This is a genomic window from Modestobacter italicus, from assembly GCF_000306785.1.
In the GTDB taxonomy this organism is placed as follows: Bacteria; Actinomycetota; Actinomycetes; order Mycobacteriales; family Geodermatophilaceae; genus Modestobacter; species Modestobacter italicus.
Genome location: NC_017955.1, coordinates 1101183 through 1126168, shown reverse-complemented (window position 1 = coordinate 1126168; position 24986 = coordinate 1101183). Strand labels below are relative to the sequence as shown.

General features: G+C 73.9%; 28 protein-coding genes. 17 read left to right on the top strand and 11 right to left on the bottom strand.

Going from position 1 to position 24986, the window contains the following annotated elements; translation table 11 throughout:
• Positions 1–19: 19 nt before the first annotated feature.
• The 3 genes from MODMU_RS05435 to MODMU_RS05425 all read left to right on the top strand — a co-directional run bounded on the left by MODMU_RS05435 (position 20) and on the right by MODMU_RS05425 (position 3132).
• Complete coding sequence (locus MODMU_RS05435) at positions 20–190, top strand: CsbD family protein (RefSeq protein WP_014739185.1); 171 nt, start codon at positions 20–22, stop codon at positions 188–190.
• A gap of 135 nt (positions 191–325) precedes the next feature.
• Positions 326–1780 (top strand): TldD/PmbA family protein, encoded by a 1455-nt coding sequence (locus MODMU_RS05430; protein WP_014739184.1) that lies wholly within the window; start codon positions 326–328, stop codon positions 1778–1780.
• A complete protein-coding gene (locus MODMU_RS05425) occupies positions 1777–3132 on the top strand; it encodes a TldD/PmbA family protein (RefSeq protein WP_014739183.1) in 1356 nt (451 codons plus the stop codon). Before MODMU_RS05430 ends, MODMU_RS05425 begins: the two co-directional genes overlap by 4 nt.
• A gap of 89 nt (positions 3133–3221) precedes the next feature.
• Here MODMU_RS05425 and MODMU_RS05420 read toward each other — a convergent pair whose 3' ends face one another.
• Positions 3222–4121 (bottom strand): endonuclease domain-containing protein, encoded by a 900-nt coding sequence (locus MODMU_RS05420; RefSeq protein WP_166503403.1) that lies wholly within the window; start codon positions 4119–4121, stop codon positions 3222–3224.
• Positions 4122–4254: 133 nt separating this feature from the next.
• Positions 4255–5001 (bottom strand): (deoxy)nucleoside triphosphate pyrophosphohydrolase, encoded by a 747-nt coding sequence (locus MODMU_RS05415; RefSeq protein WP_014739181.1) that lies wholly within the window; start codon positions 4999–5001, stop codon positions 4255–4257.
• A gap of 26 nt (positions 5002–5027) precedes the next feature.
• Between MODMU_RS05415 and MODMU_RS05410 the strand changes: the two genes are divergently transcribed.
• From MODMU_RS05410 to MODMU_RS05380, 8 genes are all read left to right on the top strand, one after another.
• On the top strand, positions 5028–5510 hold the full coding sequence (locus MODMU_RS05410) for an RrF2 family transcriptional regulator (protein ID WP_231851767.1): 483 nt from the start codon (positions 5028–5030) through the stop codon (positions 5508–5510).
• Between the two features lie 221 nt (positions 5511–5731).
• Positions 5732–7411, top strand: a complete 1680-nt coding sequence (locus MODMU_RS05405) for a nitrite/sulfite reductase (RefSeq protein ID WP_014739179.1) — start codon at positions 5732–5734, stop codon at positions 7409–7411.
• A complete protein-coding gene (locus tag MODMU_RS28080; protein WP_197537529.1) occupies positions 7399–7572 on the top strand; it encodes a hypothetical protein in 174 nt (57 codons plus the stop codon). Before MODMU_RS05405 ends, MODMU_RS28080 begins: the two co-directional genes overlap by 13 nt.
• The gene (locus tag MODMU_RS05400) at positions 7569–8282 is read left to right on the top strand and encodes a phosphoadenylyl-sulfate reductase (RefSeq protein WP_014739177.1); all 714 of its coding nucleotides are present in this window, start codon (positions 7569–7571) and stop codon (positions 8280–8282) included. The genes MODMU_RS28080 and MODMU_RS05400 overlap by 4 nt, the downstream gene beginning before the upstream one ends.
• A gap of 84 nt (positions 8283–8366) precedes the next feature.
• On the top strand, positions 8367–8663 hold the full coding sequence (locus tag MODMU_RS05395) for a 4a-hydroxytetrahydrobiopterin dehydratase (RefSeq protein ID WP_014739176.1): 297 nt from the start codon (positions 8367–8369) through the stop codon (positions 8661–8663).
• 97 nt (positions 8664–8760) lie between these two features.
• Positions 8761–9147: a nuclear transport factor 2 family protein gene (locus tag MODMU_RS05390; protein ID WP_014739175.1), complete on the top strand. Its 387-nt coding sequence runs from the start codon at positions 8761–8763 to the stop codon at positions 9145–9147.
• A gap of 32 nt (positions 9148–9179) precedes the next feature.
• On the top strand, positions 9180–10604 hold the full coding sequence (locus MODMU_RS05385; protein WP_014739174.1) for an FAD-dependent oxidoreductase: 1425 nt from the start codon (positions 9180–9182) through the stop codon (positions 10602–10604).
• Positions 10605–10739: 135 nt separating this feature from the next.
• Positions 10740–11177, top strand: coding sequence for a VOC family protein (locus tag MODMU_RS05380; protein ID WP_197537385.1), 438 nt, complete (start codon positions 10740–10742; stop codon positions 11175–11177).
• On the opposite strand, the gene MODMU_RS05375 is transcribed toward MODMU_RS05380, so the two are convergent.
• Genes MODMU_RS05375 through MODMU_RS05360 form a run of 4 tightly spaced genes read right to left on the bottom strand, consistent with a single transcriptional unit; the run spans position 11178 to position 13689 of the window.
• Positions 11178–11720 carry a GNAT family N-acetyltransferase gene (locus tag MODMU_RS05375; RefSeq protein WP_014739172.1) on the bottom strand — a complete coding sequence of 181 codons (543 nt, stop codon included), beginning with the start codon at positions 11718–11720 and terminating at the stop codon, positions 11178–11180. It lies immediately after the preceding gene.
• A gap of 44 nt (positions 11721–11764) precedes the next feature.
• Positions 11765–12160 (bottom strand): DUF3037 domain-containing protein, encoded by a 396-nt coding sequence (locus MODMU_RS05370; RefSeq protein WP_041794977.1) that lies wholly within the window; start codon positions 12158–12160, stop codon positions 11765–11767.
• Between the two features lie 5 nt (positions 12161–12165).
• A complete protein-coding gene (locus MODMU_RS05365; protein ID WP_014739170.1) occupies positions 12166–13023 on the bottom strand; it encodes a HipA family kinase in 858 nt (285 codons plus the stop codon).
• Positions 13024–13035: 12 nt separating this feature from the next.
• Positions 13036–13689, bottom strand: coding sequence for an SDR family oxidoreductase (locus MODMU_RS05360; protein WP_166503402.1), 654 nt, complete (start codon positions 13687–13689; stop codon positions 13036–13038).
• 37 nt (positions 13690–13726) lie between these two features.
• Here MODMU_RS05360 and MODMU_RS05355 point away from each other — a divergent pair, with 37 nt between their 5' ends.
• Positions 13727–14272: a DUF1990 domain-containing protein gene (locus MODMU_RS05355; protein WP_014739168.1), complete on the top strand. Its 546-nt coding sequence runs from the start codon at positions 13727–13729 to the stop codon at positions 14270–14272.
• Here MODMU_RS05355 and MODMU_RS05350 read toward each other — a convergent pair whose 3' ends face one another.
• Positions 14273–15097, bottom strand: coding sequence for a formate/nitrite transporter family protein (locus tag MODMU_RS05350; protein WP_014739167.1), 825 nt, complete (start codon positions 15095–15097; stop codon positions 14273–14275).
• Between the two features lie 126 nt (positions 15098–15223).
• Here MODMU_RS05350 and MODMU_RS05345 point away from each other — a divergent pair, with 126 nt between their 5' ends.
• A complete protein-coding gene (locus tag MODMU_RS05345) occupies positions 15224–17335 on the top strand; it encodes a catalase (RefSeq protein WP_014739166.1) in 2112 nt (703 codons plus the stop codon).
• Between the two features lie 51 nt (positions 17336–17386).
• Here the strand turns inward: MODMU_RS05345 and MODMU_RS05340 are convergent, their stop codons facing one another.
• The 3 genes from MODMU_RS05340 to MODMU_RS05330 all read right to left on the bottom strand — a co-directional run bounded on the left by MODMU_RS05340 (position 17387) and on the right by MODMU_RS05330 (position 19843).
• On the bottom strand, positions 17387–18394 hold the full coding sequence (locus MODMU_RS05340) for an ABC transporter substrate-binding protein (protein WP_014739165.1): 1008 nt from the start codon (positions 18392–18394) through the stop codon (positions 17387–17389).
• Positions 18395–18465: 71 nt separating this feature from the next.
• The gene (locus MODMU_RS05335; protein ID WP_083869670.1) at positions 18466–19239 is read right to left on the bottom strand and encodes an FAD-binding oxidoreductase; all 774 of its coding nucleotides are present in this window, start codon (positions 19237–19239) and stop codon (positions 18466–18468) included.
• The gene (locus MODMU_RS05330; RefSeq protein ID WP_014739163.1) at positions 19232–19843 is read right to left on the bottom strand and encodes a sulfite oxidase-like oxidoreductase; all 612 of its coding nucleotides are present in this window, start codon (positions 19841–19843) and stop codon (positions 19232–19234) included. Before MODMU_RS05330 ends, MODMU_RS05335 begins: the two co-directional genes overlap by 8 nt.
• A gap of 222 nt (positions 19844–20065) precedes the next feature.
• On the opposite strand from MODMU_RS05330, the gene MODMU_RS05325 reads away from it, so the two are divergent.
• From MODMU_RS05325 to MODMU_RS05315, 3 genes are read left to right on the top strand one after another with little or no spacing between them, the layout of a single operon-like run.
• Positions 20066–20776 carry a succinate dehydrogenase cytochrome b subunit gene (locus MODMU_RS05325; protein ID WP_014739162.1) on the top strand — a complete coding sequence of 237 codons (711 nt, stop codon included), beginning with the start codon at positions 20066–20068 and terminating at the stop codon, positions 20774–20776.
• Positions 20777–20789: 13 nt separating this feature from the next.
• Positions 20790–22736, top strand: a complete 1947-nt coding sequence (locus MODMU_RS05320) for a fumarate reductase/succinate dehydrogenase flavoprotein subunit (protein ID WP_014739161.1) — start codon at positions 20790–20792, stop codon at positions 22734–22736.
• Positions 22733–23488 (top strand): succinate dehydrogenase/fumarate reductase iron-sulfur subunit, encoded by a 756-nt coding sequence (locus MODMU_RS05315; RefSeq protein WP_041794976.1) that lies wholly within the window; start codon positions 22733–22735, stop codon positions 23486–23488. The genes MODMU_RS05320 and MODMU_RS05315 overlap by 4 nt, the downstream gene beginning before the upstream one ends.
• Before the next feature lie 114 nt (positions 23489–23602).
• Here MODMU_RS05315 and MODMU_RS05310 read toward each other — a convergent pair whose 3' ends face one another.
• Positions 23603–24148 carry a nucleotidyltransferase gene (locus tag MODMU_RS05310; RefSeq protein WP_041794975.1) on the bottom strand — a complete coding sequence of 182 codons (546 nt, stop codon included), beginning with the start codon at positions 24146–24148 and terminating at the stop codon, positions 23603–23605.
• A gap of 66 nt (positions 24149–24214) precedes the next feature.
• On the opposite strand from MODMU_RS05310, the gene MODMU_RS05305 reads away from it, so the two are divergent.
• Positions 24215–24976, top strand: a complete 762-nt coding sequence (locus MODMU_RS05305; protein ID WP_014739158.1) for an endonuclease/exonuclease/phosphatase family protein — start codon at positions 24215–24217, stop codon at positions 24974–24976.
• Positions 24977–24986 lie beyond the last annotated feature (10 nt).

Here is a 24986-nt window from a genome sequence, read left to right as displayed (position 1 = left end):
GGACCACAGGAGGCCCCGCATGAGCGCCATGGACAAGCTGCAGAACAAGGCCCAGGAGCTCGCCGGACAGGGCAAGGAGGCCGCCGGCAAGGCGACCGACGACAAGGACCTGCAGGCCGAGGGCCACAAGGACCAGGCCGCCGGGAACGCCAAGCAGGCCGGCGAGAAGGTCAAGGACATCTTCAAGTGACCTGCGGTCACTGACCTGCACCACCGAGAGCGCCGTCCCCGGTCCGCCGGGGGCGGCGCTCTCGCTTGTGCCTCCCCGGGTGGGGGCGCACGATGAGCTCGATGATGAGCCTCGCTAAGAAGAACGCCCGGATCCGTGGCTGACGTCCCCGCCACCGTGGAGGCCGCCGTCGAGGCCGCCCTCGCCGCCGGTGCGCGCTACGCCGACGCCCGGCTGGTCGACCGGCGGTACGAGTCGATGACCGCGCGGGACGGCGACGTGCGCGCGCTCACCCAGACCACGTCGGCCGGGCTCGGCGTCCGCGCCCTCGTCGGCTCGTCCTGGGGCTTCGCCGCACTGGGCGACCCGGCCGGCGACGACGACGCCCGCCGCACCGGCGCCCGCGCCACCGCGATCGCCGAGGCGTCGGCCGCCGTCCCCGGGCCGCCGGTCGACCTCGTCGGCGTGCCCGCCGTGCAGGGCGGCTGGGCCAGCGAGTGCCTCGAGGACCCGTTCGCCGTCCCGCTGGCGGAGAAGGGCGACCTGCTCACCGGCGTCACCGCGACGATGCGCGCCGCCGGGGTGGCCGTCGCCGAGGCCTCCTCCCAGGCGTGGGACACCCGCACCGCGTTCGTGTCCAGCGAGGGCGCCCGCATCGGCCAGCACGTGCGCGAGTGCGGCGCCGGCATGCACTGCCTCACCGTCGGCGACGGGGAGACGCAGCGCCGCTCCTACCCCGCCTTCCGTGGCCAGTTCGGCACCCGCGGCTGGGAGCTGGTGCGGTCGCTGGACCTGCCCGGCCACGCCGAGCGGATCGCCGCCGAGTGCCAGGAGCTGCTCACCGCGCCGCAGTGCCCCTCCGGGGACACCACGCTGCTGCTCGGTGGAGAGCAGATGTCGCTGCAGATCCACGAGTCGGTGGGGCACGCGATCGAGCTGGACCGGATCCTCGGCTGGGAGGCCGCCTTCGCCGGCACCTCCTGGCTGGACCTGCAGCAGCTGGGCTCGCTGCGCTTCGGCTCCGAGCTGATGAACATCACCATCGACCCGACGATCCCCGGGGCGCTGGGCTCCTTCGGCTTCGACGACGAGGGGACGCCGGCCACCGCCCGGGACGCCGTCCGCAACGGGATCTGGGTGGGCGTCCTCGCCGGCCGGGACTCCGCCGCTGTCGCCGGCCTGGACTACGCCGGCTCGGTCCGCGCCGACGGGTTCGCCCGGCTGCCCATGGTGCGGATGACCAACGTCGGCCTGGAGCCCGGTCCGCACACGCTGGAGGAGATGATCGCGGCGACCGACGACGGCGTGCTGATGGAGCACAACCGGTCCTGGTCGATCGACGACCGCCGGCTGAACTTCCAGTTCGGCTGCGAGATCGGCTGGGAGGTCAAGCGCGGCCGGCGCGGCCGGATGCTGAAGAACCCCTCCTACACCGGCATCGGCCCGCGCTTCTGGTCCTCCCTGGACATGCTCGGCGGCCGCGCCCCCGGGGAGTGGCGCGCGTGGGGCACCCCGAACTGCGGCAAGGGGCAGCCCGGCCAGGTCGGGCACACCGGCCACGGCGCGGCGCCGGCCCGGTTCTCCGGCGTCCGGGTGGGGGTGCGCGGGTGACCGCCCTCGACACCCTGGTCGCCGCCGTCCTCGACGAGGTGCGCCGGCAGGCCGGCGCGGACGCCGCCGCGGTGGTGCGGGCCGAGTCCACCGCGCTGGCGCTGACCCGGTTCGCCGCGTCGGCCGTGCACCAGAACGTCGCCGACGAGCGGACCACGCTGCACCTGCAGCTCACCGTGGACGGCGGCCGGACGGCGACCGCGTCGACCACCCGGACCGCCTCGGCGGCCGACCTGGTGACCGCCACCCTGGCCGCCGCCCGGCTGCGCCCGCGGGACGCCGACTGGCCGGGGCTCGGCGGCCCGGCCCCGCTGGTGTCGGCCGGCAACCCGGACGAGGCCACCGCGCAGGCCACCCCCGCCGAGCGGGCCGCCGCCGTGGCCGCGTTCGTCGAGGCCGCCGGCGGGCTGAGCACCGCCGGCTACGTGCAGACGTCGGCGAGCACCGCCGTGCTGGCCGACACCGCCGGTCAGCACGTCCGCGGCGCGGCCACCTCGGCGGCCTGCGACGGCATCGCCCGGCTGGGCGGCGCCGACGGCGTGGCCCGCTCGGCGTCCCGCCGGTTCGCCGACCTGGACCCCGCGGCGCTCGGCGCGCGGGCCGCGGCCAAGGCCCGGGCCGGGGTGGACGCCGTCCCGGTCGAGCCCGGCCGCTACGCCGTCGTGCTGGAGCCGGCCGCGGTCGGTGACCTCGTCGCCGGCCTGGCGTCGGGCCAGTTCAACGGCAAGGCCGTGGTGGACGGCACCTCGGGGCTGCGGCTGGGCGAGCAGCAGTTCGACCGGGCGGTCTCGCTGGTCGACGACGCGGCCGGCCCGGACGCGACTGGCCTCCCCTTCGACACCGAGGGCACCCCCGCCCGGCGCACCGAGCTGGTGCGCGACGGCGTCCCGGTCGGGCTGACCACCGACCGGCGGGTGGCCGCGGCGCTCGGGGGCTCCTCGACCGGGCACGCCTCGGACGTCTCGGCGACCACCGGTCCGGTCGCCGGCGACCCCGCGCTGGCCGCCGGCGACGGCGGCTCGGTCGACGACCTGGTGACCGGCCTGGAGCGCGGGCTGCTGATCAGCGATCTCTGGTACACCCGCGTCGTCGACCCCAAGCGGTCGGTGTGGACCGGGCTGACCCGCAACGGGGTGTGGCTCGTCGAGGACGGCCGGGTCGTCGCGCCGGTGAGCACGCTGCGGTTCACCCAGTCCTACCTGGAGGCGCTCGCCCCCGGCGCGGTGACCGTCGGTTCGGTCGTCGACCCGCAACCCGCCCGGCTGACGATGACCTACGCGGGCACCAACCGCCTCGCCGTCCCAGCCCTCCGCCTGTCGTCCTGGAACATCACCGGCAACACCACCGGCTGACCCCTCCCCCGCGCTTTCGCGCGCTCACGCACGCGCGCTTTCGCGCGACGGCGTACACGCGCTTTCGCGCGATCAGGTACGCGTACCGGTCAGCCGAGGACGCCGGCGTCGACGAGCGCGGCCCGGATCCTGTCGACGACGGCGTCCAGGTCTCGCAGGTCGATCGAGCTCAGCCGGATGACGCGCCAGCCCGCGGCGACCAGGCGTGCGTACCGCGCGTCGTCCTTGGCGATCTGCAGGTCGTCGAAGTGGTACTCACCCTCGTACTCGACGACCAACCTCGCCTCGGGCCACGCGAGGTCCACCTGCGCCAGGACGAGGCCCTCGTGGACGACCTCGTACTGCGGGACGGGATGCGGCAGGCCGGCGAAGTGACATGCCAACCGGACGCGCGACTCCGGCGGGCTCATCGCCCGGTGGTCGACGAGCGGCAGCAGAGCGCTCGCCCGCCTGCTGCCCCACTGGCCGCGCCGGCGGAGGAACTCGGTGGCCAGCCCGGATCCGGTGAGTCCGTCCTCGTTCTCCCGCCCGTCTCGCAACATGCCGTCGAGCAGTGCGACCGCGGCCGCGGTGGGCTCGAGCGTCGCGATGTCCCACGCCGTGCGAGCAGCCGTGGTGAGGAGCACTCCGTCGTCCGCGGTCCAGGTCTCCCGCAGGTGGACGTCGGTCCGGTGGACCTGCACCCCTCGGGGACCGGTCCACCGGCACTCCTGCGGGACGACGACGAGAACGGGGTCGGCGGACGAGCTGAAGGGTGCCCCGAACCAGGCCGCTGCCGAACGTCCGCCCAGAGCCGCCCCGGCGGGCATCAGCAGAGCAGCCGCTCGGGCCTTCAGCCGGTGGTCGTGCCGGAGTCCCGGATCCGCGTACACGTTGCGCAGCACCCGGCGGTACAGCCCTGACTCCAGTTGCCGTCTGGTCAGCGCCCCCTCAGCCAGTGCATGGGAACCCAGGAAGAGGCCGCCGAGGAAGCGGCGATGCGGCGTCACGGACGGCAGCGTCGCCCATCCGGCCACACCGGTGCGGCCGTCGTCCACAGCCCCGTGCTTGGTCGCGCGAAAGAGCGCGGACGTAGTCGCGCGAAAGCGCGCGGACGTAGTCGCGCGAAAGCGCGGGGAGGGGTCAGGGGTGGGTGAGGAGGGTGCGGACGGCGGGGAGGAGGGGGCGGTCGGCGGCGATCCAGGCCAGGTCCTCGAGCTCGTCGGCGGCCAGCCAGCGCAGCTCGGTGTGCTCGTGCGCCACCAGCTCCCCCGCCACGATCCGGCCGGCCCACACCCGCAGGGTCGAGGCGCCCGGGGGCCCGCCGGCGACGACGCCGTCCAGCGGCACCTCGCCGAGGAAGCCCTGCGGCTGCACGCGGACGCCGAGCTCCTCGGTGCACTCCCGGACCAGCGCGGTGAGGTCGGACTCCCCCCGCTCGACCTTGCCGCCGGGGAACTCCCACAGCCCGGCGAGCGGACCGGACCCGCGCTGGGCGACGAGCACCCGGCGCCGGTCGTCGACCAGCGCCGCGCCGACCACCTGGGTCACCTCCAGGGCCCGGCGGGCGGCCGCGGCGGCGAACGCGTCCAGGTGCGCCTGCATGGCCCGCTCCACCCGGCGCCGGAGCAGCCGGTCGGCGGGCCCGAGACCGGTGTCGACGTCGAGCTGCTCCTCCACGCGCGTGCCGTCGCCAGTCGCGGAGAAGTGCCGGGTGTGCACCAGCGTCCGCCAGCCGCTGCCGGGCGCCGCCCGGTAGACGTCCCGCCACGGCCGCTCGGAGACGACCTCCTCCAGCGGGTGCCCCCAGGGGCGGCCGAGGGACCTCGCGACGTCGAACGCCACGGTGAGCGGGGCCTCCACCAACGTGGTGAACCTCAACTGGAACACGGGTCCAGCCTGGCAGACACGGCAGGATGGCCTCCGTGCGCATCTCAGCCCGGGTCGACTACGCGGTACGGGCGGCCGTCGAGCTGGCCGCCGTCGCCCCCGAGTCCCTCACCTCCGACCGGATCGCGCAGGCGCAGGGGATCCCGGCCCGCTTCCTGCAGGCGATCCTCGGCGACCTGCAGCACGCCCGGCTGGTCACCAGCCAGCGCGGCCGGGAGGGCGGGTACCGGCTGGCGCTCCCCGCCTCGGAGGTGTCCATCGCCCGGGTCATGCGGGTCGAGCAGGGCTTCCTCGCCGAGGTGCACGGCCAGCGACCCGAGGACGTCGAGTACCCGGGCGCCGCCGCGCCGCTGGCGCACGTGTGGGTCGCCGCCCGCGAGGCCTACCGGCGGGTGCTGGAGAACGTCACGCTCGCCGACGTCGTGGCCGGCACGATGCCGCCGCAGGTCGCGGAGATGATCGAGCTGGAGAGCGCCTGGCGGTCGTTCAGCACCGCCGAGCAGGACTGAGCCCGAGCCGGCGGTCCCGGGTGTGGGACCATCGAGTCGTGACTGACTGCGGCGCTCTCCTCGTGGCGCGCCTGCACGTCGACCTGGCGCGCGTCTCCAGCGCCGCGTGTCGCGCCCCGCGCTGACCCCGGCACCGCTCGCGCAGCCTCCCAGAGCTGCTCCCCCGCACCCGGCCGCGTCGCGCACGCTCGGCGTGCCGGCGCAGATGGAGATCCCCTGACGTGTCCACCCCCACCCGCACCAGCAACCGGCCGCAGCGCGGCCAGGGACAGTGGGCGCTCGGCTACCGCGAGCCGCTGAACCCGAACGAGCGGATGAAGAAGGACTCCGACGGGCTCGACGTGCGCCAGCGGATCCTGGACATCTACGCGCACACCGGCTTCGACGGCATCGACCCCGGCGACCTGCGCGGGCGGATGCGCTGGATGGGCCTCTACACCCAGCGGGCGCAGGGCATCCCCGGCGGCAAGACCGCCGTGCTGGAGCCCGAGGAGCTCGAGGACTCGTACTTCATGCTCCGGGTCCGCATCGACGGCGGGCAGCTGAGCACCGAGCAGCTGAAGGTCATCGGCGGCATCAGCACCGAGTTCGGCCGGGACGTCGCCGACGTCACCGACCGGCAGAACGTGCAGCTGCACTGGATCCGGATCGAGGACGTGCCCGAGATCTGGCGCCGGCTGGAGGCGGTCGGCCTGTCCACCACCGAGGCCTGCGGCGACGTCCCCCGCGTCATGCTCAACTGCCCGCTGGCCGGGGTGCTCGAGGACGAGGTCATCGACGCGACCGGGGTCCTGCGGGAGACGGTGGACAAGTACCTCGGCGACCCGGCGTTCAGCAACCTCCCGCGCAAGTGGAAGACGTCGATGAGCGGCTGCGTCGACCGCTGCACCGAGCCGGAGATCGACGACGTCTCCTTCAACGGGGTGGTCAACGAGGCCGGCGAGGCCGGCTACGACCTGTGGGTCGGCGGCGGCCTGTCGACCAACCCGATGTTCGCCCAGCGGATCGGTGTGTTCGTCCGCCCCGACCAGGTGTCGGACGTGTGGGCGGCGTGCACGTCGATCTTCCGCGACTACGGCTACCGGCGGTCGCGGAACCACGCCCGGATCAAGTTCCTGATGGCCGACTGGGGCCCGGAGAAGTTCCGCCAGGTGCTGCAGGACGAGTACCTGCACGAGCAGCTCCCCGACGGCCCGGCCGCCGCCCCGCCGAAGCACGAGGAGCGCGACCACGTCGGCGTCAGCAGGCAGAAGGACGGCGGGAACGCGCTGGGCTTCGCACTGCGCACCGGCCGGCTCAGCGGCACGCTGCTCACCCGCATCGCCGACCTGGCCGAGGAGTTCGGCACGCAGGGCGGCCGGATCCGGACGACGACGCAGCAGAAGCTGGTGGTCCTCGACGTCCCGGACGAGCGGGTCGAGGAGCTGGTGGACGCACTGGCCGAGCACGACCTGCTGGTGCGCCCCAGCGCCTTCCGCCGGGGCACGATGGCCTGCACCGGCCTGGAGTTCTGCAAGCTGGCGATCGTCGAGACCAAGCAGCACGCCCAGGACCTGTACGCCGAGCTGGAGAAGCGGCTGCCGGACTTCGACGAGCCGATCGGCATCAACGTCAACGGCTGCCCGAACAGCTGCGCCCGCTTCCAGACCGCGGACATCGGCTTCAAGGGCATGATCGTCCGCAACGCCGAGGGCGAGAGCGTCGAGGGCTTCCAGGTGCACCTGGGCGGCCACCTGGGCGTCGAGGCCTCCTTCGGCCGCAAGTTCCGCGGTCACAAGATCACCAAGGACGAGACGGCGGACTACTGCGAGCGGGTGCTCCGCGGCTACCAGGAGCGCCGCGAGCCCGGTGAGCGGTTCGCCCAGTACGTCGCGCGGGCCGAGGAGGCGTGGCTGCTGTGAGCGAGGCGCCGTCCGCGGGAAGGCGCCGCCAGCTCCCGGTGTTCCACTGCCCGTACTGCGGCGAGGAGGACCTCGTCCCCGAGGGCGAGGGCTGGCACTGCGGTGCCTGCCTGCGCACCTTCGTCGTCCAGCTGACCGGAACAGGGGTGGAACGAGCGTGACCGCTGCCGTCGTCCGACCGACGCCCGAGCTCGCCGCGGAGGCCGATGCGCGCTTCGGCGGCATCGCCGACCCGGTCGAGCAGGCGCTGGCCGTGCTGACCTGGGCCGGGGACACCTTCGGCGAGGCGTTCGCGATCACCTCGAGCATGGCCGACGGGCTGCTCGCGCACCTGGCCGGCCGAGCCGTCCCCGGCGTCAACGTCGTGTTCCTGGACACCGGCTACCACTTCGCCGAGACGATCGGCACCCGCGACTGGATCACCAGCGCCCTGCCGATCACGCTGCACAACATCCTGCCGGCGCGCACCGTCGCCGAGCAGGACGCCGAGCACGGGCCGGCGCTGCACGAGCGCGACCCCGACCTGTGCTGCGCGCTGCGCAAGGTGCAGCCGCTGGCCGCGGCGCTGGCCGGCTACAGCGCGTGGGGTTCCGGCGTCCGCCGCGACGAGGCGGCCAGCCGGGCCGGCACGTTGCTGGTCGACTGGGACGCCAAGCGCGGCATGGTGAAGGTCAACCCGCTCGCCGCCTGGACCCAGGACGACGTCGACGCCTACATAGCCGAGCACCAGGTGCCGGTCAACCCGCTGCAGGAGATCGGCTACGCCTCCATCGGCTGCGAGCCCTGCACCCGCCCGGTCGCCCCCGGCGAGGACCCGCGCGCCGGCCGCTGGGCCGGCAAGAACAAGGTGGAGTGCGGGCTGCACACCTGACGAAGGACCTCGTCCCACCCCACGACGCGCTCCGCACGCCGCGGGCCCCTGGGACGAGGCCGCTCCAGCGGGCATGATCGACGCATGCCGCGTCCTCCGCGCCTGTCCCCCGACGACGTCGCCGCTGCACTGCGCGACCTCCCGCTGTGGTCCGGCGGTGCCGACGGGATCGAACGCACCCTCGAGCTGCCCAGCTTCCGGGCCGCGGTCGAGGCGATCAGCGTGATCGCCGACGCCGCCGAGCTCATGGACCACCACCCGGACATGGACCTGCGGTGGAGGAAGGTGCGGGTCGCCACCGTCTCGCACTCCGAGGGCGGGCTGACCGAGCTCGATCTCGACCTCGCCCGGCGGGTGGACGCCCTCTACCCCGCCTCCTGACCCTGCGTCACGGCGCGCGCCGACGTCCGGCGGGCGGTCCGGTGACCCACCTGGCGCACCGCGCCTCCCGCGGCGCGCCGCGAGTAGCTTCCGCCGGGTGACCACCACCACCGCCGGGCACGCCGCCGTCGACGGCTACGCCCGGGCCTGGCTGGAGCCGGACCCGGCGGCCCGCCGGGCGCTGCTGGAGCAGTGCTGGGCGGTGGACGGCGTCTACTGCGACCCGCTGGGGCAGGTGACCGGACGGGACGGGCTGGCCGACCACATCGGCGGGTTCCAGGCGGAGCAGCCGGGCGCCCGCCTCGAGGTGGTCAGCGGCGTCGACGAGCACGACGGCTGGCTGCGGTTCGGCTGGCAGCTGCGGGCGCCGGACGGCTCGGTGGCGCTGGAGGGCACGGACTTCGGGGAACTGGACGGCGACGGAGTGCTGCGCCGGATCATCGGCTTCTTCGGCCCCCTCCCCCCGGGTGGGTCGACGAGCTGACCCCGACGCCGCCTCCACGGACGGAGGACGGCATGGCTGCGATCGTGGTGCTCGGTGGTGGCGTGTGCGGTCTCGCGACCTCCCTGGTCCTGGCCCGGGACGGGCACGAGGTGACGGTGCTCGAGCGGGACGACGCACCGGTCCCGGACTCCACCGACGACGCGTGGGAGGACTGGCGGCGGCCCGGGGTGGCGCAGTTCCACCAGGCGCACTACCTGCAACCCCGGTGGGCCCGGCTGCTCGACGCGGAGCTGCCCGACGTCCGGGACGCCCTGCTGGCCACCGGGGCCCTGCGGTTCGACCCGCTCCGCAGCGCGCCGCCGACCGCCGGCGTCCAGGAGCGGCGCCCGGACGACGACCGGTTCACCACCGTGACCGCCCGCCGGACGACGCTCGAGCAGGTGGTCGCCCGGGTGGCCGCCGACGAGCCGCGGCTGCAGGTGCAGCGCGGGACCGCGGTCGACGGCCTGGTCACCCGCCGGGTCGACGGTGCCGCGCTCGTGACCGCCGTGCGCACGACCGGGGGCCGGGAGGTGCCCGCGGACCTCGTCGTCGACGCGACCGGCCGCCGGTCCCCGCTGCCGGACTGGCTGCACGACGCCGGGGACCGGCCGCCGTACGAGGAGGTCACGGACTCCGGGTTCGGCTACTACACCCGCTTCTTCCGCTCCCGGGACGGCGGGCTGCCCCAGGTCCGGGCGAGCATGCAGACCCATGTCGGGACGTTCTCCCTGCTCACGCTGCCGGCCGACCGCGGCACCTGGTCGGTCACGGTGGTCGTCGACTCCCACGACCGGCCGCTGAAGGAGCTGCGGCACGAGGACGTGTGGACGGCGGTGGTGGCCGCCTGCCCGCGGCACGCCCACTGGCTGGACGGCGAGCCGATCACCCGCGTGCTGCCGATGTCCGGCGTGCTCGACCGGTACACCCGGGCGGTGGTCGACGGCGTCCCGGTCGTCACCGGGCTGGTCGCCGTGGCCGACTCCTGGGCCTGCACCAACCCCTCGCTCGGGCGCGGCATCACCATGGGGCTGCTGCAGGCGGCGTGCCTGCGGGACGCCCTCCGGGACGGCGCGGACGACGACCCGACGGCCTTCGCCGCACGCTGGGACGACCGCGTGGAGGAGGCGGTGACCCCCTGGTACCGGGCGACCCTGGCGGTCGACCGGGCGCGGCTGGCCGAGATGCGGGCGCTGCGGGAGGGCCGGGTGCCCGACCCCCCGCAGGGACGCGCCGCGCTCGGACCGGCGCTGGGCCGGGCGGCCGCGTACGACCCGGAGCTGTTCCGCGCGATGCTGGAGATCATCGGCTGCCTCGCGCTCCCGGCAGAGGTGTTCTCCCGGCCGGGCCTGGCCGAGCGCGTGGCCCGGGTCGCCGGCGAGCAGCCCCCGGCACCCGCGCCCGGACCGGACCGCGAGGAGCTGCTCCGTCTCGTCGCCGGGGCGCCGGTGGGCTGACCGACCGTCAGGGTCGGCGACCGTCGCGTGGCGCTGCCCCCCGGCGGCGTCGGGGGCCGAGGTGTCGGCCGTCCGCGGAGGTCCCCGTACCCCGGGTTCCGCACCAGGACCCAGACCGGCGGGCAGACTCGCCGGGTGCGCCCCGTGCAGATCGTCCTCGACGCCCAGGACACCCAGCGGCTGGCGACCTTCTGGGCCGCCGCGCTCGCCGACCGCGGCTACCGCCTCCCGACCCCGCCCGACGGTGCGCCGGACTGGCCGACCTGGCTGCGCGCCCAGGGCGTGCCCGAGGAGCAGTGGGGCGCGGGCTTCGCACTGGACAACGACGACCCGGCCCAGCCCCGGCTGTACCTGCAGCGCGTCCCCGAGGGGAAGACCACCAAGAACCGGGTGCACCTGGACCTGCTGGCCGGGGGCGGGGCCGGCGTCCCGCTCCCCGAGCAGGAGCAGCGGGTGGACGCCGCGGTCGAGCGGCTGGTCGCGGCCGGCGCGGTCCTGGTCGAGCGGCGGACCGAGCTCGGCGTGCACTGGGCGGTCCTGCTCGACCCGGAGGGCAACGAGTTCTGCGCCTGATCAGGCGTCCGGGTCGCGCAGCCCGACCGCGTCGTGCCGCCAGAAGGTCTCGGCGTAGACGTGCGTGCCGGTCATCCACGGCTCGTACGCCGGCAGCAGCGCCGCCTGGAACGCCGGCTCGGGGATCCGCAGCGACGGCCGCCGGAAGCCGTGGTCGGCCCCGGCGACGAAGCCCAGCCGCCGGTAGAACGCCGGGTCCCCCTCCAGGAAGACGACGGGCACGCCCCGCGCGGCCATCTCCTGCAGGCCGGCGCGCACCAGGGCCGAGCCGGTCCCCCGCCGCTGGGAGCCGGGCAGCACCGCCAGCGGGCTCAGCGTGTACACCGGCACCAGCCGGCGCGGGGCGTCGAGCAGCCCCGGGACGAGGAGCACGTGCCCCAGCACCGCGCCGGCGTCCTCGGCGACCAGGCCGACCGCCCGGTCGTCGGCCCGCAGGTCGTCGACGAGGCCGGCGACCACCTCGCCGTGGTCGCCGAACGCCACCCGGTGCAGCTCGCGGACGGCGGCGGCATCGGTCGGCAGCTCGGGGCGCAGCAGGACCACGGCGCCAGCCTGCCGACGGCACCGCCGGCCGGCCACCGGTTTCCTCAGTCGGTGACGGGCAGGACCAGCAGGCGGAGCAGCCGGTCGGCCTCGGCGTCCGGGTCCGCGGTGAGGCCGGTGTGCACCGGACCGGGCTGGACGACGGTGCTCCGCGGGGCGGTCAGCCAGCGGAACCGCGAGCCGAGCGCCTCCCGCCCGGCCGCGCCGGCGACCACCGCCGCCGAGCAGACGTCGGCGGCGGCCTGCAGCGCCCCGGTGATGGCCACCGGGTCGGCGGTCGGGTCCAGCACGCGGAGCCGGTCGGCGTCCAGGTGCACCCGCGAGCCCAGGTAGTCGCGCTGCCGGCAGTAGACCAGCACGCCGGCGTTGAGGAACTCCCCGCGCTCGACCCGGGGCACCACCCGGAGCACCGCGTACTCGAAGGTGTCCTTGCGTGTCACAGCCCTCACCGCTGGGTGACCCCCTCCGGCGGCGGCGGACCCAACCACGACGGCCGGTTCTGCCCCCGCGGCGCGCTGCGGCGTCCGGCCCCGCCGGCGGCGGCCGCGGCGACCACGCCGGGCAGCCAGGAGTCGCGCGCGGCGAGCCGGGCCAGCAGCTGGGCGACGTACCGCTCACGGACGTCGTCCGGCGGGTCGTCGGGCGCGGGCCCCTCCAGCCAGGCGCCGGGCACCTGGGCCAGCACCTCGGTCAGCAGCCGCCGGGTGACCAGCGGACCGAGGGCCGCGTCGGCGGCGCGCACGTCGGGGTCGCACTCGACGAGCGCGTGCTGCGACGCGTCGTAGGGACGGGGAACAGCGGCGGCCGCACCCGGCCAGTTGTGGTGGAACGTCAGCGCGGCGCCGTGGTCGATCAGCTGCAGCCGGCCGTGCCAGAACAGCATGTTCGGGTTGCGCCAGGAGCGGTCGACGTTGCCGGTGAGCGCGTCGAACCACAGCACCCGGCCGGCCAGCTCCGGGCCGACCCGCGCCGCACCGGCCTCGAAGTCCAGCGCGCCGGGCAGGTAGTCCATGCCCAGGTTCACCCCCGCGGAGTTGCGCAGCAGCTCCTGGACCTCCTGGTCCGGCTCGCCGACCGCGAGCTCGGGGGCGACGTCGACGGTGACCAGCGCGGGCACCGGCAGCGCCAGCCGGCGGGCCAGCTCGCCGCAGACCACCTCGGCGGCCAGCACCTTCACGCCCTGCCCGGCGGCCCGCCACTTGACCACGTAGGTGCCGAGGTCGTCGGCCTCCATGAGCCCCGGCAGCGAGCCACCCTCGCGCAGCGGGGTGACGTAGCGGGTGGCGGTGACGGCGGGCAGCACAGTGCCCAGACCCTATGCGGTCCGCTGCGGCTGGAGCTGCACCTCCACCGGGCAGACGTGCGGCGGCGTGCCGACCACCCAGGCGACGGCGTCCGCGACGTCCGCGGGCTGCAGCAGCTGGTCCGGGCGGACCCCGGGGGCGCGCAGCCCCGCGCCGGCCGCGACCAGGCCGGGCGAGAGCAGCGTGACGGCGACGTCCCGGTCGCGGACGTCGAGGAAGACCGACCGGGCGAAGCCGGCCAGCCCGTGCTTGCTGGCGACGTAGGCCGGGTTGCCGGGGAAGGCGGTGTGCGCGGCCGCCGAGCCCAGGAGCACCAGCGAGGAGGGCGCCCCGGCCAGCAGCGCCGGCAGCACCCCGCGGGTCACCCGCATCGCCGCGGTCAGGTTGACCGCGACCAGCTCGTCCCAGACGCCGGGGTCACCGGTGTCCGCGGGCGCCCAGTCGAACAGGCCGGCGGCGTAGACCACCACCGACAGCCGCTCGGGCAGCTCCGCGAGGGCGGCGTCCACCTCCGCCGGTGCGCGCAGGTCGACGACGCGGGAGCGGTCGGGCAGCCGCCGGACGTCCCGCCCCCAGCCCAGGCAGTCGTGCCCGGCCGCGGTCAGCGCCCGGACCACCGCCGCCCCGATGTCGCTGCTCGCACCGACCACCAACGCCGTCCCCACCCGGCGGGGCCTACCCAGCCGCACGCACACTGACCCGGTGGGACTCCTCCGCCGCGCGACCCTCGACCAGTACGCCGGGACACCCTTCACCTACCCCGAGGTCGGCGGCACCCGGGAGCCCCAGCTGCCACCCGGCTACGACCACGTCGAGCGCGCGCACGTGATCGGCTCCGGCCGGACGTCCTTCGAGCGGGCCGGCGCGGCGGTGTTCCGCTGGGCGGGGCAGCGCGGCGCGGGGCTGCGGATCCAGGCCAGCGGCCCGGCGAGCACCCCGGGCACCGTCGTCCTGATGACGGCCGGGCTGCGGCGGGCCGGCCTGGACATCCCCTGCCGGGTGGTCTGGGTCGTCGACGAGCCGGACCGGCGGGGCTTCGGCTACGGCACGCTGCCCGGCCACCCGGAGAGCGGCGAGGAGTCCTTCGTCGTCTCGCTGCGGCCGGACGGCGAGGTCGTCTACGAGCTGCGGGCGTTCTCCCGGCTGGCGATGCCGTTCCCCCGGCTGGCCGCGCCGGTCGGCCACCGGGTGCAGACCCTGGCCCTGGACCGCTACGTCGCCGCGATGCGCCGGGCCGCCGGGCGCTGATCAGGAGGAGGCGGCCTCGGCGCGCTCCTGCTCGATCATGTCCTTGCTGCGCACCAGCCGGAGCAGCGTGACCACCAGCAGCCCGCCGGCCATGTTGAGCAGCGTCGTGTACCAGAACCAGGCCAGCCAGTCGCCGTAGCCGAACGGCGCACCCGCCTGCAGCGCGGCGAAGATGACCAGCGAGTCCAGGATCGAGTGGAACAGCTGCAGGCCGGCCAGCACGAGGGCACCGCCGAAGGCCGCGACGATCTTCGCCGGGTCCGACGTCGTGCCGTGCTGCATCCGGGTCATGACCGTGATCGCGATGCCGGCCAGGAACGCCAGCGACGCGGACTGCAGGTCCAGCGGTGCGTTCACGAACGTCGTCGCGCTCTCGACCGCGGTCGCCCGCAGGTCCGGGAGGGCGTGGACGACCACCCACATCAGCAGCCAGCCGCCGACCAGGTTGCCGGCCAGCGTGCCCACCCACAGCTTGCCCAGCTGGGGCGCGCTGGCCCGGCCGGCGACGACCGCGGTGACCGGCACCAGGAAGCCCTCGGTGAACAGCTCGCTGCGGGCCAGCAGCAGCGCCACGAAGCCGACCCCGAACGCGAGCCCGGCGAGCAGGTGGCTGCCGGTCTCGGCGTACACCGCCAACAGCAGGACGACGCCGATCCCGATCTCCAGCCCGCCGGCCAGACCGGTGGTCAGCACCTCCCGCCAGGTGCGGTGCAGCCGCTGGGCGCCCTCGCTGACGATCAGGTCGAAGGCCTCCTGGAGCTGGTCCTCCGTCTGCCCCTCGCTGTCCCCGAGCTCCTCGCGTGCGGTCTCCCGCCCCTGTGCCATGCGCACTGCCTACCCCACCCCGCCCGACGGCAACGCGGACCGGGCAGCGGGACGGCGCTCCGTTTCCCCGTGATCGACACCCGGGTAGGAGGCACTGCCGTCCACCTCCGAGCACAGGAGCCCGCAATGCCCCCCGCGCGCAAGCCCGACCAGTCCGCACCGGAGACCGTCAGCGCCACCGGCGTCGGCTACGAGGGGCCGGAGGACGGACGCGACCCGCGCGCCCAGGCCGGGGACTTCCTGACCTCCCCGATGGGCGTCCGGCTGCCGGACACCGACCACTCCCTCAAGGCCGGCCGCCGCGGCCCGACCCTGCTGGAGGACTTTCACCTCCGCGAGAAGATCAACGCCTTCGACCACGAGCGGATCCCGGAGCGCGTGGTGCACGCCCGCGGTGCCGCCGCGCACGGCGTCTTCACCGCCTACGGGACCGCCGGGACGATCACCCGGGCCGCCGTGCTGGCGGAGAAGGACCTCGAGACGCCGGTGTTCGTCCGGTTCTCCACGGTGCTGGGCTCGCGCGGCTCCGCCGACACCGCCCGGGACACCCGCGGGTTCGCGGTGAAGTTCTACTCGAAGGAGGGGAATTGGGACCTGGTCGGCAACAACATGCCGGTCTTCTTCATCCAGGACGCGATCAAGTTCCCGGACATCATCCACGCCGGGAAGCCCAACCCGAGCCGGGAGATCCCGCAGGCGCAGTCGGCGCACGACTCGTTCTGGGACTTCGTCACCCTGCACACCGAGGCCACCCACCACACGATCTGGAACATGAGCGACCGGGGCATCCCGCGCTCCTACCGGATGATGGAGGGCTTCGGCGTGCACACCTTCCGGCTGGTGAACGAGGCGCGGGAGACCGTGCTCGTGCAGTTCAAGTGGACGCCGAAGCTGGGCGTGCACTCCCTCACCTGGGAGGAGGCGCAGCTCGCCGCCGGCGCCGACCCGGACTTCCACCGCCGCGACCTGGCCGACGCCATCGAGGCCGGCGCGTTCCCGGAGTGGGAGCTCGGCGTGCAGGTGTTCCCCGACAATGACGAGCAGATGTACGAGGGCATCGACCTGCTCGACCCGACGAAGATCGTCCCCGAGGAGATGGTCCCGGTCCAGCCGATCGGGAAGCTGGTGCTCACCGCCAACCCGACGAACTACTTCGCCGAGACCGAGCAGGTCGCGTTCAACACCGGCCACGTCGTCCCGGGCATCGAGTTCACCAACGACCCGCTGCTGCAGGGCCGCAACTTCTCCTACCTGGACACCCAGCTCACCCGCCTCGGCGGGCCGAACTGGCGGCAGATCCCGGTCAACCGGCCGCACGCGCCGGTGAACGACAACCTGCGCGACGGGTTCATGCAGCAGGGCATCCCCACCGGCGACGCCCCGTACCTGCCCAACACCGTCGACGACGGCGAGCCGAAGCCGGCCGACTGGGAGCACGGCGGTTACGTGACCGTGCCGCGGCACGTCGAGGGCGACGTCGTCCGGGAGACGCAGTCCTCGTTCGAGGACCACTTCTCCCAGGCGGCGATGTTCTACGCGAGCCTCTCCGAGCCGGAGAAGGTGCACACCACCGAGGCCTACACGTTCGAGCTCGGCAAGGTCTACGAGAAGGAGATCAAGGTCCGGGCGCTCGGCGTCCTGGCCAAGATCGACACCGAGCTGTGCGCGAGGGTCGCCGCCGGCCTGGGGCTGCCCGCCCCGGAGCCGGACCTGGTCGAGCACCTCGAGGCCTCCCCCGCGCTCTCGCAGGTGACGGGGCAGACCCACCCGGTCGACGGCCGCCAGGTCGCGGTCATCGCCGGGCCGGACGCCGACCTGGCCGGCATCGCCGCGTTCCGCGAGGCGATCGAGGCGGCTGGGGCGCAGGTCAAGGTGCTGGCACCCGCCGGCGGCGAGCTCGGCAGCGGGAAGACCCAGCAGGTCGTCGAGCGCACCTACGTCACGGCCCGGTCGATCGAGTTCGACGCGGTCGTGGTCGCCGACGGCGCACCGAAGGAGAAGGACATCAAGGCCGTCGTGCTGCTGCACGAGGCATTCCGGCAGCTGAAGGCCTTCGGCACCTGGGGCGACGGCGCCGAGGTGCTCACCGCCGCCGGCATCGACACCACCGGCCCGGGGGTGCTCAGCGCGGACAGCGGCGCAGCGCTCGCGGCAGACGTGATCGCGGCCCTGTCCCTGCACCGGGTCTGGGACCGTGCGGCGCTCGTGACCTCGAGCGCGGTGCCGCCGGTCGGCTGAGCGACGACCCGACGGGCCCGGTGCGCAGCTGCGCACCGGGCCCGTCGTGCGTCATGCCGCGGGCTGCGCGACCGCGGTGGCCGGGTCGCCGTCGGCGGCGGCGGCGAGCGCCGGCACGACCTCGTCGATGAGGTAGGGCAGCGACAGCGGGCTGCCGAAGCCGAGCGCGGCGGACACGGCGCTGGAGTAGCCGCCCAGCAGCACCGTCCGGCCCTGGGTGACGACGTCGAGGCCGGAGAACAGGCTGTCCGCGGCGGCGTCGGCCTCGTCGTACCCGTTCACCGCGAGCACGTCGGCCTCCAGCAGGTCCAGCCGCTCCTGGCTCACGTCGGTGCTGGTGTCCGGCACGGCGAAGCCCAGGTCGCTGAAGAACTGGGTGCGCAGGTCGTCGCGGCCGAGCAGGTAGTGGCCCGAGCCGACCCCGGTCAGGTCGACCGCGATGCTGGTCCCGGCGAAGGAGGGGTTCTCGCTGGTCGCCTCGTCGAACCGGCCCTCGACGTCGTCGACGAGCTGCTGCGCCTCGTCGTCCTTGCCCAGCGCCTGGCCGGTGAGCAGGGTCTGCTCCTGCCACGGGGTGGCGCCGTCGGCGTACTCGTCGGTCTGCGCGAGCGTCGGCGCGATGCCGGACAGCTGGTCGTAGACCGCCTGGTCCATGAAGGAGTAGACGCCGATGATCAGGTCGGGGTCGAGCGCGGCGACGGCCTCGACGTCGATCTCCTCCCCGCCCACGGTCGGGAGCTCCGCGCCGTCGAGCTGCTCCTGGGCCCAGGGGCGCGAGGGGGCGTCGTAGTCGCCCAGGAGCTCGCGGACGCCGACCGGGGTGACCCCGAGGGCCAGCACGAAGTCCTCGTCGTTGAAGCCGACGGTGACCACGCGCTGCGGCTCGGCCTCGATCTCGGTGGTGCCGAACTTGTTCTCGATGCTCACCGGGAACGCGCCGTCGGTCGCGGCGGTGGCGCTGGCCTCCGCCTCCTCCTCGTCCCCGCCGCAGGCGGTCAGGCCGGCGACGGCGGAGAGCACGCCGGCGAGGGCGAGGGCACGGACGGGACGGCGGGGCACGGCGACTCCTCATGATCAGGACAGGTGACCTGAGGTTAGCCTGCCCTAAGGAGTCGCCGTGCACGGGGCCGTCAGCGCTTGGGCAGCTCCAGCGCCGAGGGGCCGAACCGCTCCACCCGCACCGCGGCCGCCGGGATGCCCAGCCCGACCAGCAGCTGGCTCGCCGCCTCGGCGAAACCGGCCGAGCCGCAGACGAACGCGGTCTGGCCCTCCTCCCACAGCGGCAGGAGGTCCATCGCGGTGAGCCGGGCCGCCGGCCGGATGCCGTGCGCCTCGCGGGTGGTGACGACCAGCGCGCCGGCCTCGGCGAGCTCGTCGGCGTAGGGCAGCTCGGCGAGCGTGCGCGCCGACACCGCGACCCGCAGCAGGTCCAGCCGGCCCAGGTCGCGGGCGTGCCGGACCATCGCCACCAGCGGGACGACGCCGGTGCCGCCGCCGACCAGCAGCGCCGGGGTGGTGCCGTCCCAGACGAACCAGCCGCCGATCGGCCCGCGCACCTCCAGCTCGTCGCCGGGCTCGACGACGTCGGTGAGGTACGGCGAGACCTCGCCGTCGTCCAGCCGCTCGACGAACAGCTCGACCAGGGGGTCACCCGGCGCGGAGGCCACCGAGTAGGACCGCTGCGCGGTGTACCCGTCCTCGGCGGTCAGCCGGACGACGTAGTGCTGCCCGGGCAGGTGGTCGACCCGGTCGTGGACGTCGAGCCGCAGCTCCACCGAACGGGCCACCGGACGGCGGACGCCGGAGACCGTCGCGGTGCGCCAGCCACCCGCCGGCGCGACCGCCCCGCTGGGCGGCCCACCCCCGGCGCCCAGGGGCGTCGGCGCCGGCCCGTCCTCAGTCACCTTGATACCGCTGCTGCTTCCACGGGTCGCCGCGGTCGTGGTAGCCGTTCTGCTCCCAGAAGCCCTGCTGGTCGCGCTTCAGCACGGTGATCCGGCTGATCCACTTGGCGCTCTTCCAGAAGTACAGGTGCGGCACCAGCATCCGCACCGGCCCGCCGTGCTCGGCGGTCAGCGGCTTGCCGTCGAACTCCCACACGATCCAGGCCTTGCCGCCGGTGACGTCCTCGATCGGCAGGTTGGTCGTGTAGCCGGTCTTCGACGTGGCCATCACGAAGCGGCCCTCGGCGGTGGGCTGGGCGACGTCGAGCAGCGAGTCGACGCTGATGCCGCCGAACACGGTGTCGAACTTCGACCAGGTGGTCACGCAGTGGATGTCGCCGCGGTACTCCGCACCGGGCAGCGCGTGCGCCTCGTCCCAGCTCCAGGTGGTCGGGTTGGCCACCTCGCCGTCGACGGTGATGCTCCAGGTCTCCGGGGTGATCCGGGGCGTCGGCTCGGCGGTGAGCACCGGCCAGTCACCCCCGACGTCGTACTGGCCGGGTGGCAGCCGCGGATCGCTGGCGGTTCGGCGGCGTCCGAGGAAGCCGCGGGTGGGTCCAGGCACGTCTCTGGTCCGTTCTGCAGGGCCCCTCGGGGGGCGCTCGGTCCGGTCACCGGCGATCTTCGCGCACGCCCGGCGCCCTTGTCTGCAGCGGCCCGGGGAACACCGCGCCGCCCCGCCTCGTTCCCCCGGACGAGGAACCCGCAGGTGAGGGTGGCCTTACATGAGGTGTGTCACGACCGGTTCACCTGGGTGTCATGTGTGCAGTGGGCTTACCGTGGCGCTGTGGCGACAGTGACGACGCAGCAGGCTCCACGCACGACCCGGAAGCCCGGGAAGTTCAGCAACTCGGTGGTCAAGAAGGCCGTCATGGCGGTCACCGGGATCATCATGATCCTCTACTTGATCGCGCACATGATCGGCAACCTGCACGCGTTCCAGGGCGCCGATGAGTTCAACGGGTACTCGCACTGGATCCGCACGATCGGTGAGCCGGCCGTGCCGGAGCAGACGACGCTGTGGATCATCCGGCTCGTCCTGCTGGTCTCGGTGGTGGCGCACTTCTGGGCGGCCATCTCGCTGTGGCGCCAGGCCCGGCGGGCCCGGCCGGTGCCCTACGTGACCAAGAAGCGCGTGCAGCAGAGCTTCGCGTCGCGCACGGTGCGCTGGGGCGGCCTGATCCTGGCGCTGTTCATCATCTGGCACATCCTCGACCTCACCTTCGGTGTGGTGAACCCGGCCGGCACCGGTACGACGCCCTACGACCGGTTGATCGCCAGCTTCTCGAACATCCCGATCACGCTGTTCTACGTGGTCTCGATGATCCTGCTCGGCCTGCACCTGCGGCACGGCATCTTCGCCGCCACCCAGACGCTGGGGCAGACCAACAAGCGCCGCGAGCGCGCGGTCAACGGCATCGCCTACGTGGTGTCCGGGCTGATCACCGTCGGCTTCATCCTCGTGCCGCTGTCCATCGCCTTCGGCCTCATCGACTGACGGAGTCACAGCCATGACACTCGAGCTCTTCACCGTCGGCGAGCCGATCGCCGACACCAAGGCCCCCACCGACGTCCCCGTCCCGCAGATGTGGGAGGAGCGGAAGTTCCGCGCCCGGCTGGTCAACCCGGCCAACCGGCGCCGGCTGTCGGTGATCGTCGTCGGCACCGGCCTGGCCGGTGGATCCGCCGCCGCCACGCTGGCCGAGGCCGGCTACCGGGTCAAGAACTTCTGGTTCCAGGACAGCCCCCGGCGCGCCCACAGCGTCGCGGCGCAGGGCGGGATCAACGCGGCCAAGAACTACCGCAACGACGGCGACAGCGTGCACCGGCTGTTCTACGACACGGTCAAGGGCGGCGACTTCCGCTCCCGGGAGACCAACTCCTACCGGCTGGCCGAGGTCAGCGCGGCGATCATCGACCAGGCGGTCGCCCAGGGCGTGCCGTTCGCCCGCGAGTACGGCGGCCTGCTGGACAACCGCTCCTTCGGTGGCGCGCAGGTCTCCCGGACCTTCTACGCCCGGGGCCAGACGGGCCAGCAGCTCCTCTACGGCGCCTACCAGGCGCTCGAGCGGCAGATCGGCCTCGGCAACGTCGAGACCCACGGCCGCACCGAGATGCTGGACCTGGTCGTCGTCGACGGCCGGGCGCGCGGCATCGTCGTCCGGGACCTGATCACCGGACAGATCAGCACCCACCTGGCCGACGCCGTCGTGCTGGCCTCGGGCGGGTACAGCAACGTCTTCTACCTCTCCACCAACGCCAAGGGCTCCAACGTCACGGCGGCGTGGCGGGCGCACAAGCGGGGCGCGCTGTTCGCCAACCCCTGCTACACGCAGATCCACCCGACCTGCATCCCGGTCAGCGGCGACTACCAGTCGAAGCTGACGCTGATGAGCGAGTCGCTGCGCAACGACGGCCGCGTCTGGGTGCCCAAGGAGCGCGGCGACGACCGCGACCCGCGGCAGATCCCCGAGGAGGAGCGCGACTACTTCCTCGAGCGCAAGTACCCGGCGTTCGGCAACCTGGTGCCCCGCGACATCGCCTCGCGCCAGGCGAAGAACGTCTGCGACGAGGGCCGCGGGGTGGGCCCGAACGGGCTGGGCGTCTACCTCGACTTCACCGACGCCATCGAGCGGCTGGGCCGCAGTGCCATCGAGGCCAAGTACGGCAACCTCTTCGACATGTACAACCGGATCACCGGTGAGGACGCCTACGAGACCGGGATGCGGATCTACCCGGCGGTCCACTACACGATGGGCGGGCTGTGGGTCGACTACGACCTGGAGTCCAACATCCCGGGCCTGTTCGTGATCGGTGAGGCCAACTTCTCCGACCAGGGCGCCAACCGGCTCGGGGCCAGCGCGCTGATGCAGGGCCTGGCCGACGGCTACTTCGTGCTGCCGAACACGCTGGCCAACTACCTCGCCGACGGGCCGTTCCCGAAGGTGGCGGCCGACCACCCGGCCGTGGTGGAGGCGGAGACGGCGGTCCGGACGCAGACCGAGAAGCTGCTGTCGATCAACGGCACCCGCACCGTCGCCTCGTTCCACCGCGAGCTGGGCCGGCTGATGTGGGACCTGTGCGGCATGGAGCGCTCCGAGGAGGGCCTGCGCAAGGCGCTGGACCGCATCCCGGAGATCAAGCAGGAGTTCTGGACCAACGTGAAGGTGTCCGGCGAGCAGGGCGTGTTCAACCAGAACCTGGAGCACGCCGGCCGGGTCGCCGACTTCATCGAGCTCGCCGAGCTGATGTGCGTCGACGCGCTGCACCGCAACGAGAGCTGCGGTGGGCACTTCCGGGCCGAGAGCCAGACCCCCGAGGGTGAGGCCCTGCGCGACGACGAGAACTTCGCCTACGTCGCCGCCTGGGAGTACACCCCGGACGGGACCCCGCCGGTGCTGCACCGCGAGGCCCTCGAGTACGAGTACATCCACCTCGCACAGCGGAGCTACAAGTGAACTTGACCCTCAAGATCTGGCGGCAGGTCAGCCCCGTCAAGAAGGGCAAGATGGTGAGCTACCACGTCACCGACGTCTCGCCCGACATGTCCTTCCTCGAGATGCTCGACGTGCTCAACGAGAAGCTCATCCTGGACGGCGACGACCCGATCGCCTTCGACCACGACTGCCGTGAGGGCATCTGCGGTTCCTGCGGCCTGATGATCGACGGCGTCGCGCACGGTCCGGAGCAGGCGACGGTGTGCCAGCTGCACATGCGGTCGTTCAAGGACGGCGACGTCATCGACATCGAGCCGTGGCGCTCCGGTGGCTTCCCGGTGGTCAAGGACCTCGTCGTCGACCGGTCGGCCTTCGACCGGATCATCTCCGCCGGTGGCTTCATCAGCGCCCCGACCGGCACGGCGCCGGAGGCGCACGCCACCCCGGTGCCGAAGAAGGACTCCGACGCCGCGTTCGACGCCGCCACCTGCATCGGCTGCGGCGCCTGCGTCGCCGCCTGCCCGAACGGCTCGGCGATGCTGTTCACCGCCGCGAAGGTCTCCCACCTCGGGCTGCTGCCGCAGGGCCAGCCGGAGCGGGACGCCCGGGTGCTGCGGATGGTGGGCCAGCAGGACGCCGAGGACTTCGGCGGCTGCACCAACATCGGCGAGTGCTCCGCGGTGTGCCCGAAGGGCATCTCGATGGAGACCATCTCCCGGCTGAACCACGACCTGCTCGGCGCACTCCGGGCAGGAGCGGTCCCGGCCAGCTGAACGAGGACCCCGTCGAACGGGCCGGCACCCCACTGGGGGTGCCGGCCCGTTCGTCGTCCGGCCCCGTCCGGAGGCTCGTCCCGAGCTCGCGAGGGACGAGAGGGACGGGGTCCTTCAACTGATGCCGAGCCGGTCGGTGAGGAACAGGAAGGTGACGGCGAAGTCGTTGCCGGCCACCTCGCTGCGCAGCCGGTCCCAGTCCAGCTGCTCCCGGACGGCGCGGACGTGCGGGAGCAGCCGGCCGAAGTCGCAGTAGTGCTCGGTCATCGACCGCAGCTTGCTGGACAGCAGGTCGGTGGCCGGCAGCACCGGCAGCCGGATGCCCAGCAGGTCCATGTCCGTGGACCGCTCGATCAGCGCCGGCCCGACCGGCTCGCCGACGACCCGGTGCAGCACGTCGACCTCGGCACCGTCGCAGCCGACCTTGAACAGCCAGTCCTCCGGCGGCCGGGTCACCGCGAACCCGGCCTCCTCCAGCACGTGCACCGCCCGCTCGGTGTCCTCCTCGGCGACGACGAAGTCGACGTCGTTCTCCGACTCGGGCGCGCCGTGCGCCCACAGCGCGTAGCCACCGGCCAGGGCGAAGGGCACCCCGCCGGCCTTCAGCGCGGACGCGGTGCGCTTGAGCGCCCCGCGCAGGGCGTCGCGGTCGGCGGGCACGCAGCACTCTCCACGGTCAGGGGTCGGATCGAGTTGAGGCACTACCCGGGCGGGTAGCGGTCACGCGTGCGCCTCGCGACCTTCAACATCCTGCACGGACGCTCCCTGACCGACGACCGGGTGGACGTCGACCGGTTCGCCGCCGCCGTGGCGACGCTGGACGCCGACGTCCTGGCGCTGCAGGAGGTCGACCGGGAGCAACCGCGCTCGCACCACGCCGACCTCACCGCGGTGGCCGCCGAGGCGATGGGCGCCGGGGCCCACCGGTTCGTCGCGGCGATCGCGGGCACGCCGGGGGCCACCTGGATGGCCGCGACCGGGCGCGAGCAGCCGGGGACGGCGGAGTACGGCATCGCGCTGCTGTCCCGGTACCCGGTGCGCTCCTGGCAGGTGGTCCGGCTGCCCGCCATCCCCTTCCGCTTCCCGATGTGGCTGCCCGGTCCGCGCAAGGTGATCGTGGTCGACGAGGAGCCGCGGGCCGCCGTGATCGCGGTGGTCGAGACCCCGCACGGCCAGCTGACCGTGGTCAACACCCACCTGTCGTTCGTGCCGGGGTGGAACCGGCGGCAGCTGCGCCGGCTGCGCCGAGACCTGGACGCGTTCCCCGGCCCGCTGGTGCTGATGGGCGACCTGAACATGACCCCGCCGACGCCGACCGCGATCACCGGCTGGGAGCCGCTGGCCGGCGGCCTGACCTTCCCGCTCGACGAGCCGGACCGGCAGCTGGACCACGTGCTGCTGCGCGGGTCGTTCGCCTCGGTCACCGCGGTGTCCGCGCCGGCGCTGCCGCTGTCGGACCACCGCGCGCTCACCGTCGACCTGGGCTGAGCGAGGACCA

Bases quoted from the DNA above. Each gene is read 5' to 3' on its own strand.
- MODMU_RS05435 (WP_014739185.1), top strand. From the start codon at position 20: ATGAGCGCCATGGACAAGCTGCAGAACAAGGCCCAGGAGCTCGCCGGA.
- MODMU_RS05410 (WP_231851767.1), top strand. From the start codon at position 5,028: ATGGCCTCCGTGCGCATCTCAGCCCGGGTCGACTACGCGGTACGGGCG.
- MODMU_RS05395 (WP_014739176.1), top strand. From the start codon at position 8,367: ATGCCGCGTCCTCCGCGCCTGTCCCCCGACGACGTCGCCGCTGCACTG.
- MODMU_RS05385 (WP_014739174.1), top strand. From the start codon at position 9,180: ATGGCTGCGATCGTGGTGCTCGGTGGTGGCGTGTGCGGTCTCGCGACC.
- MODMU_RS05350 (WP_014739167.1), bottom strand. From the start codon at position 15,097: ATGGCACAGGGGCGGGAGACCGCACGCGAGGAGCTCGGGGACAGCGAG.
- MODMU_RS05345 (WP_014739166.1), top strand. From the start codon at position 15,224: ATGCCCCCCGCGCGCAAGCCCGACCAGTCCGCACCGGAGACCGTCAGC.
- MODMU_RS05320 (WP_014739161.1), top strand. From the start codon at position 20,790: ATGACACTCGAGCTCTTCACCGTCGGCGAGCCGATCGCCGACACCAAG.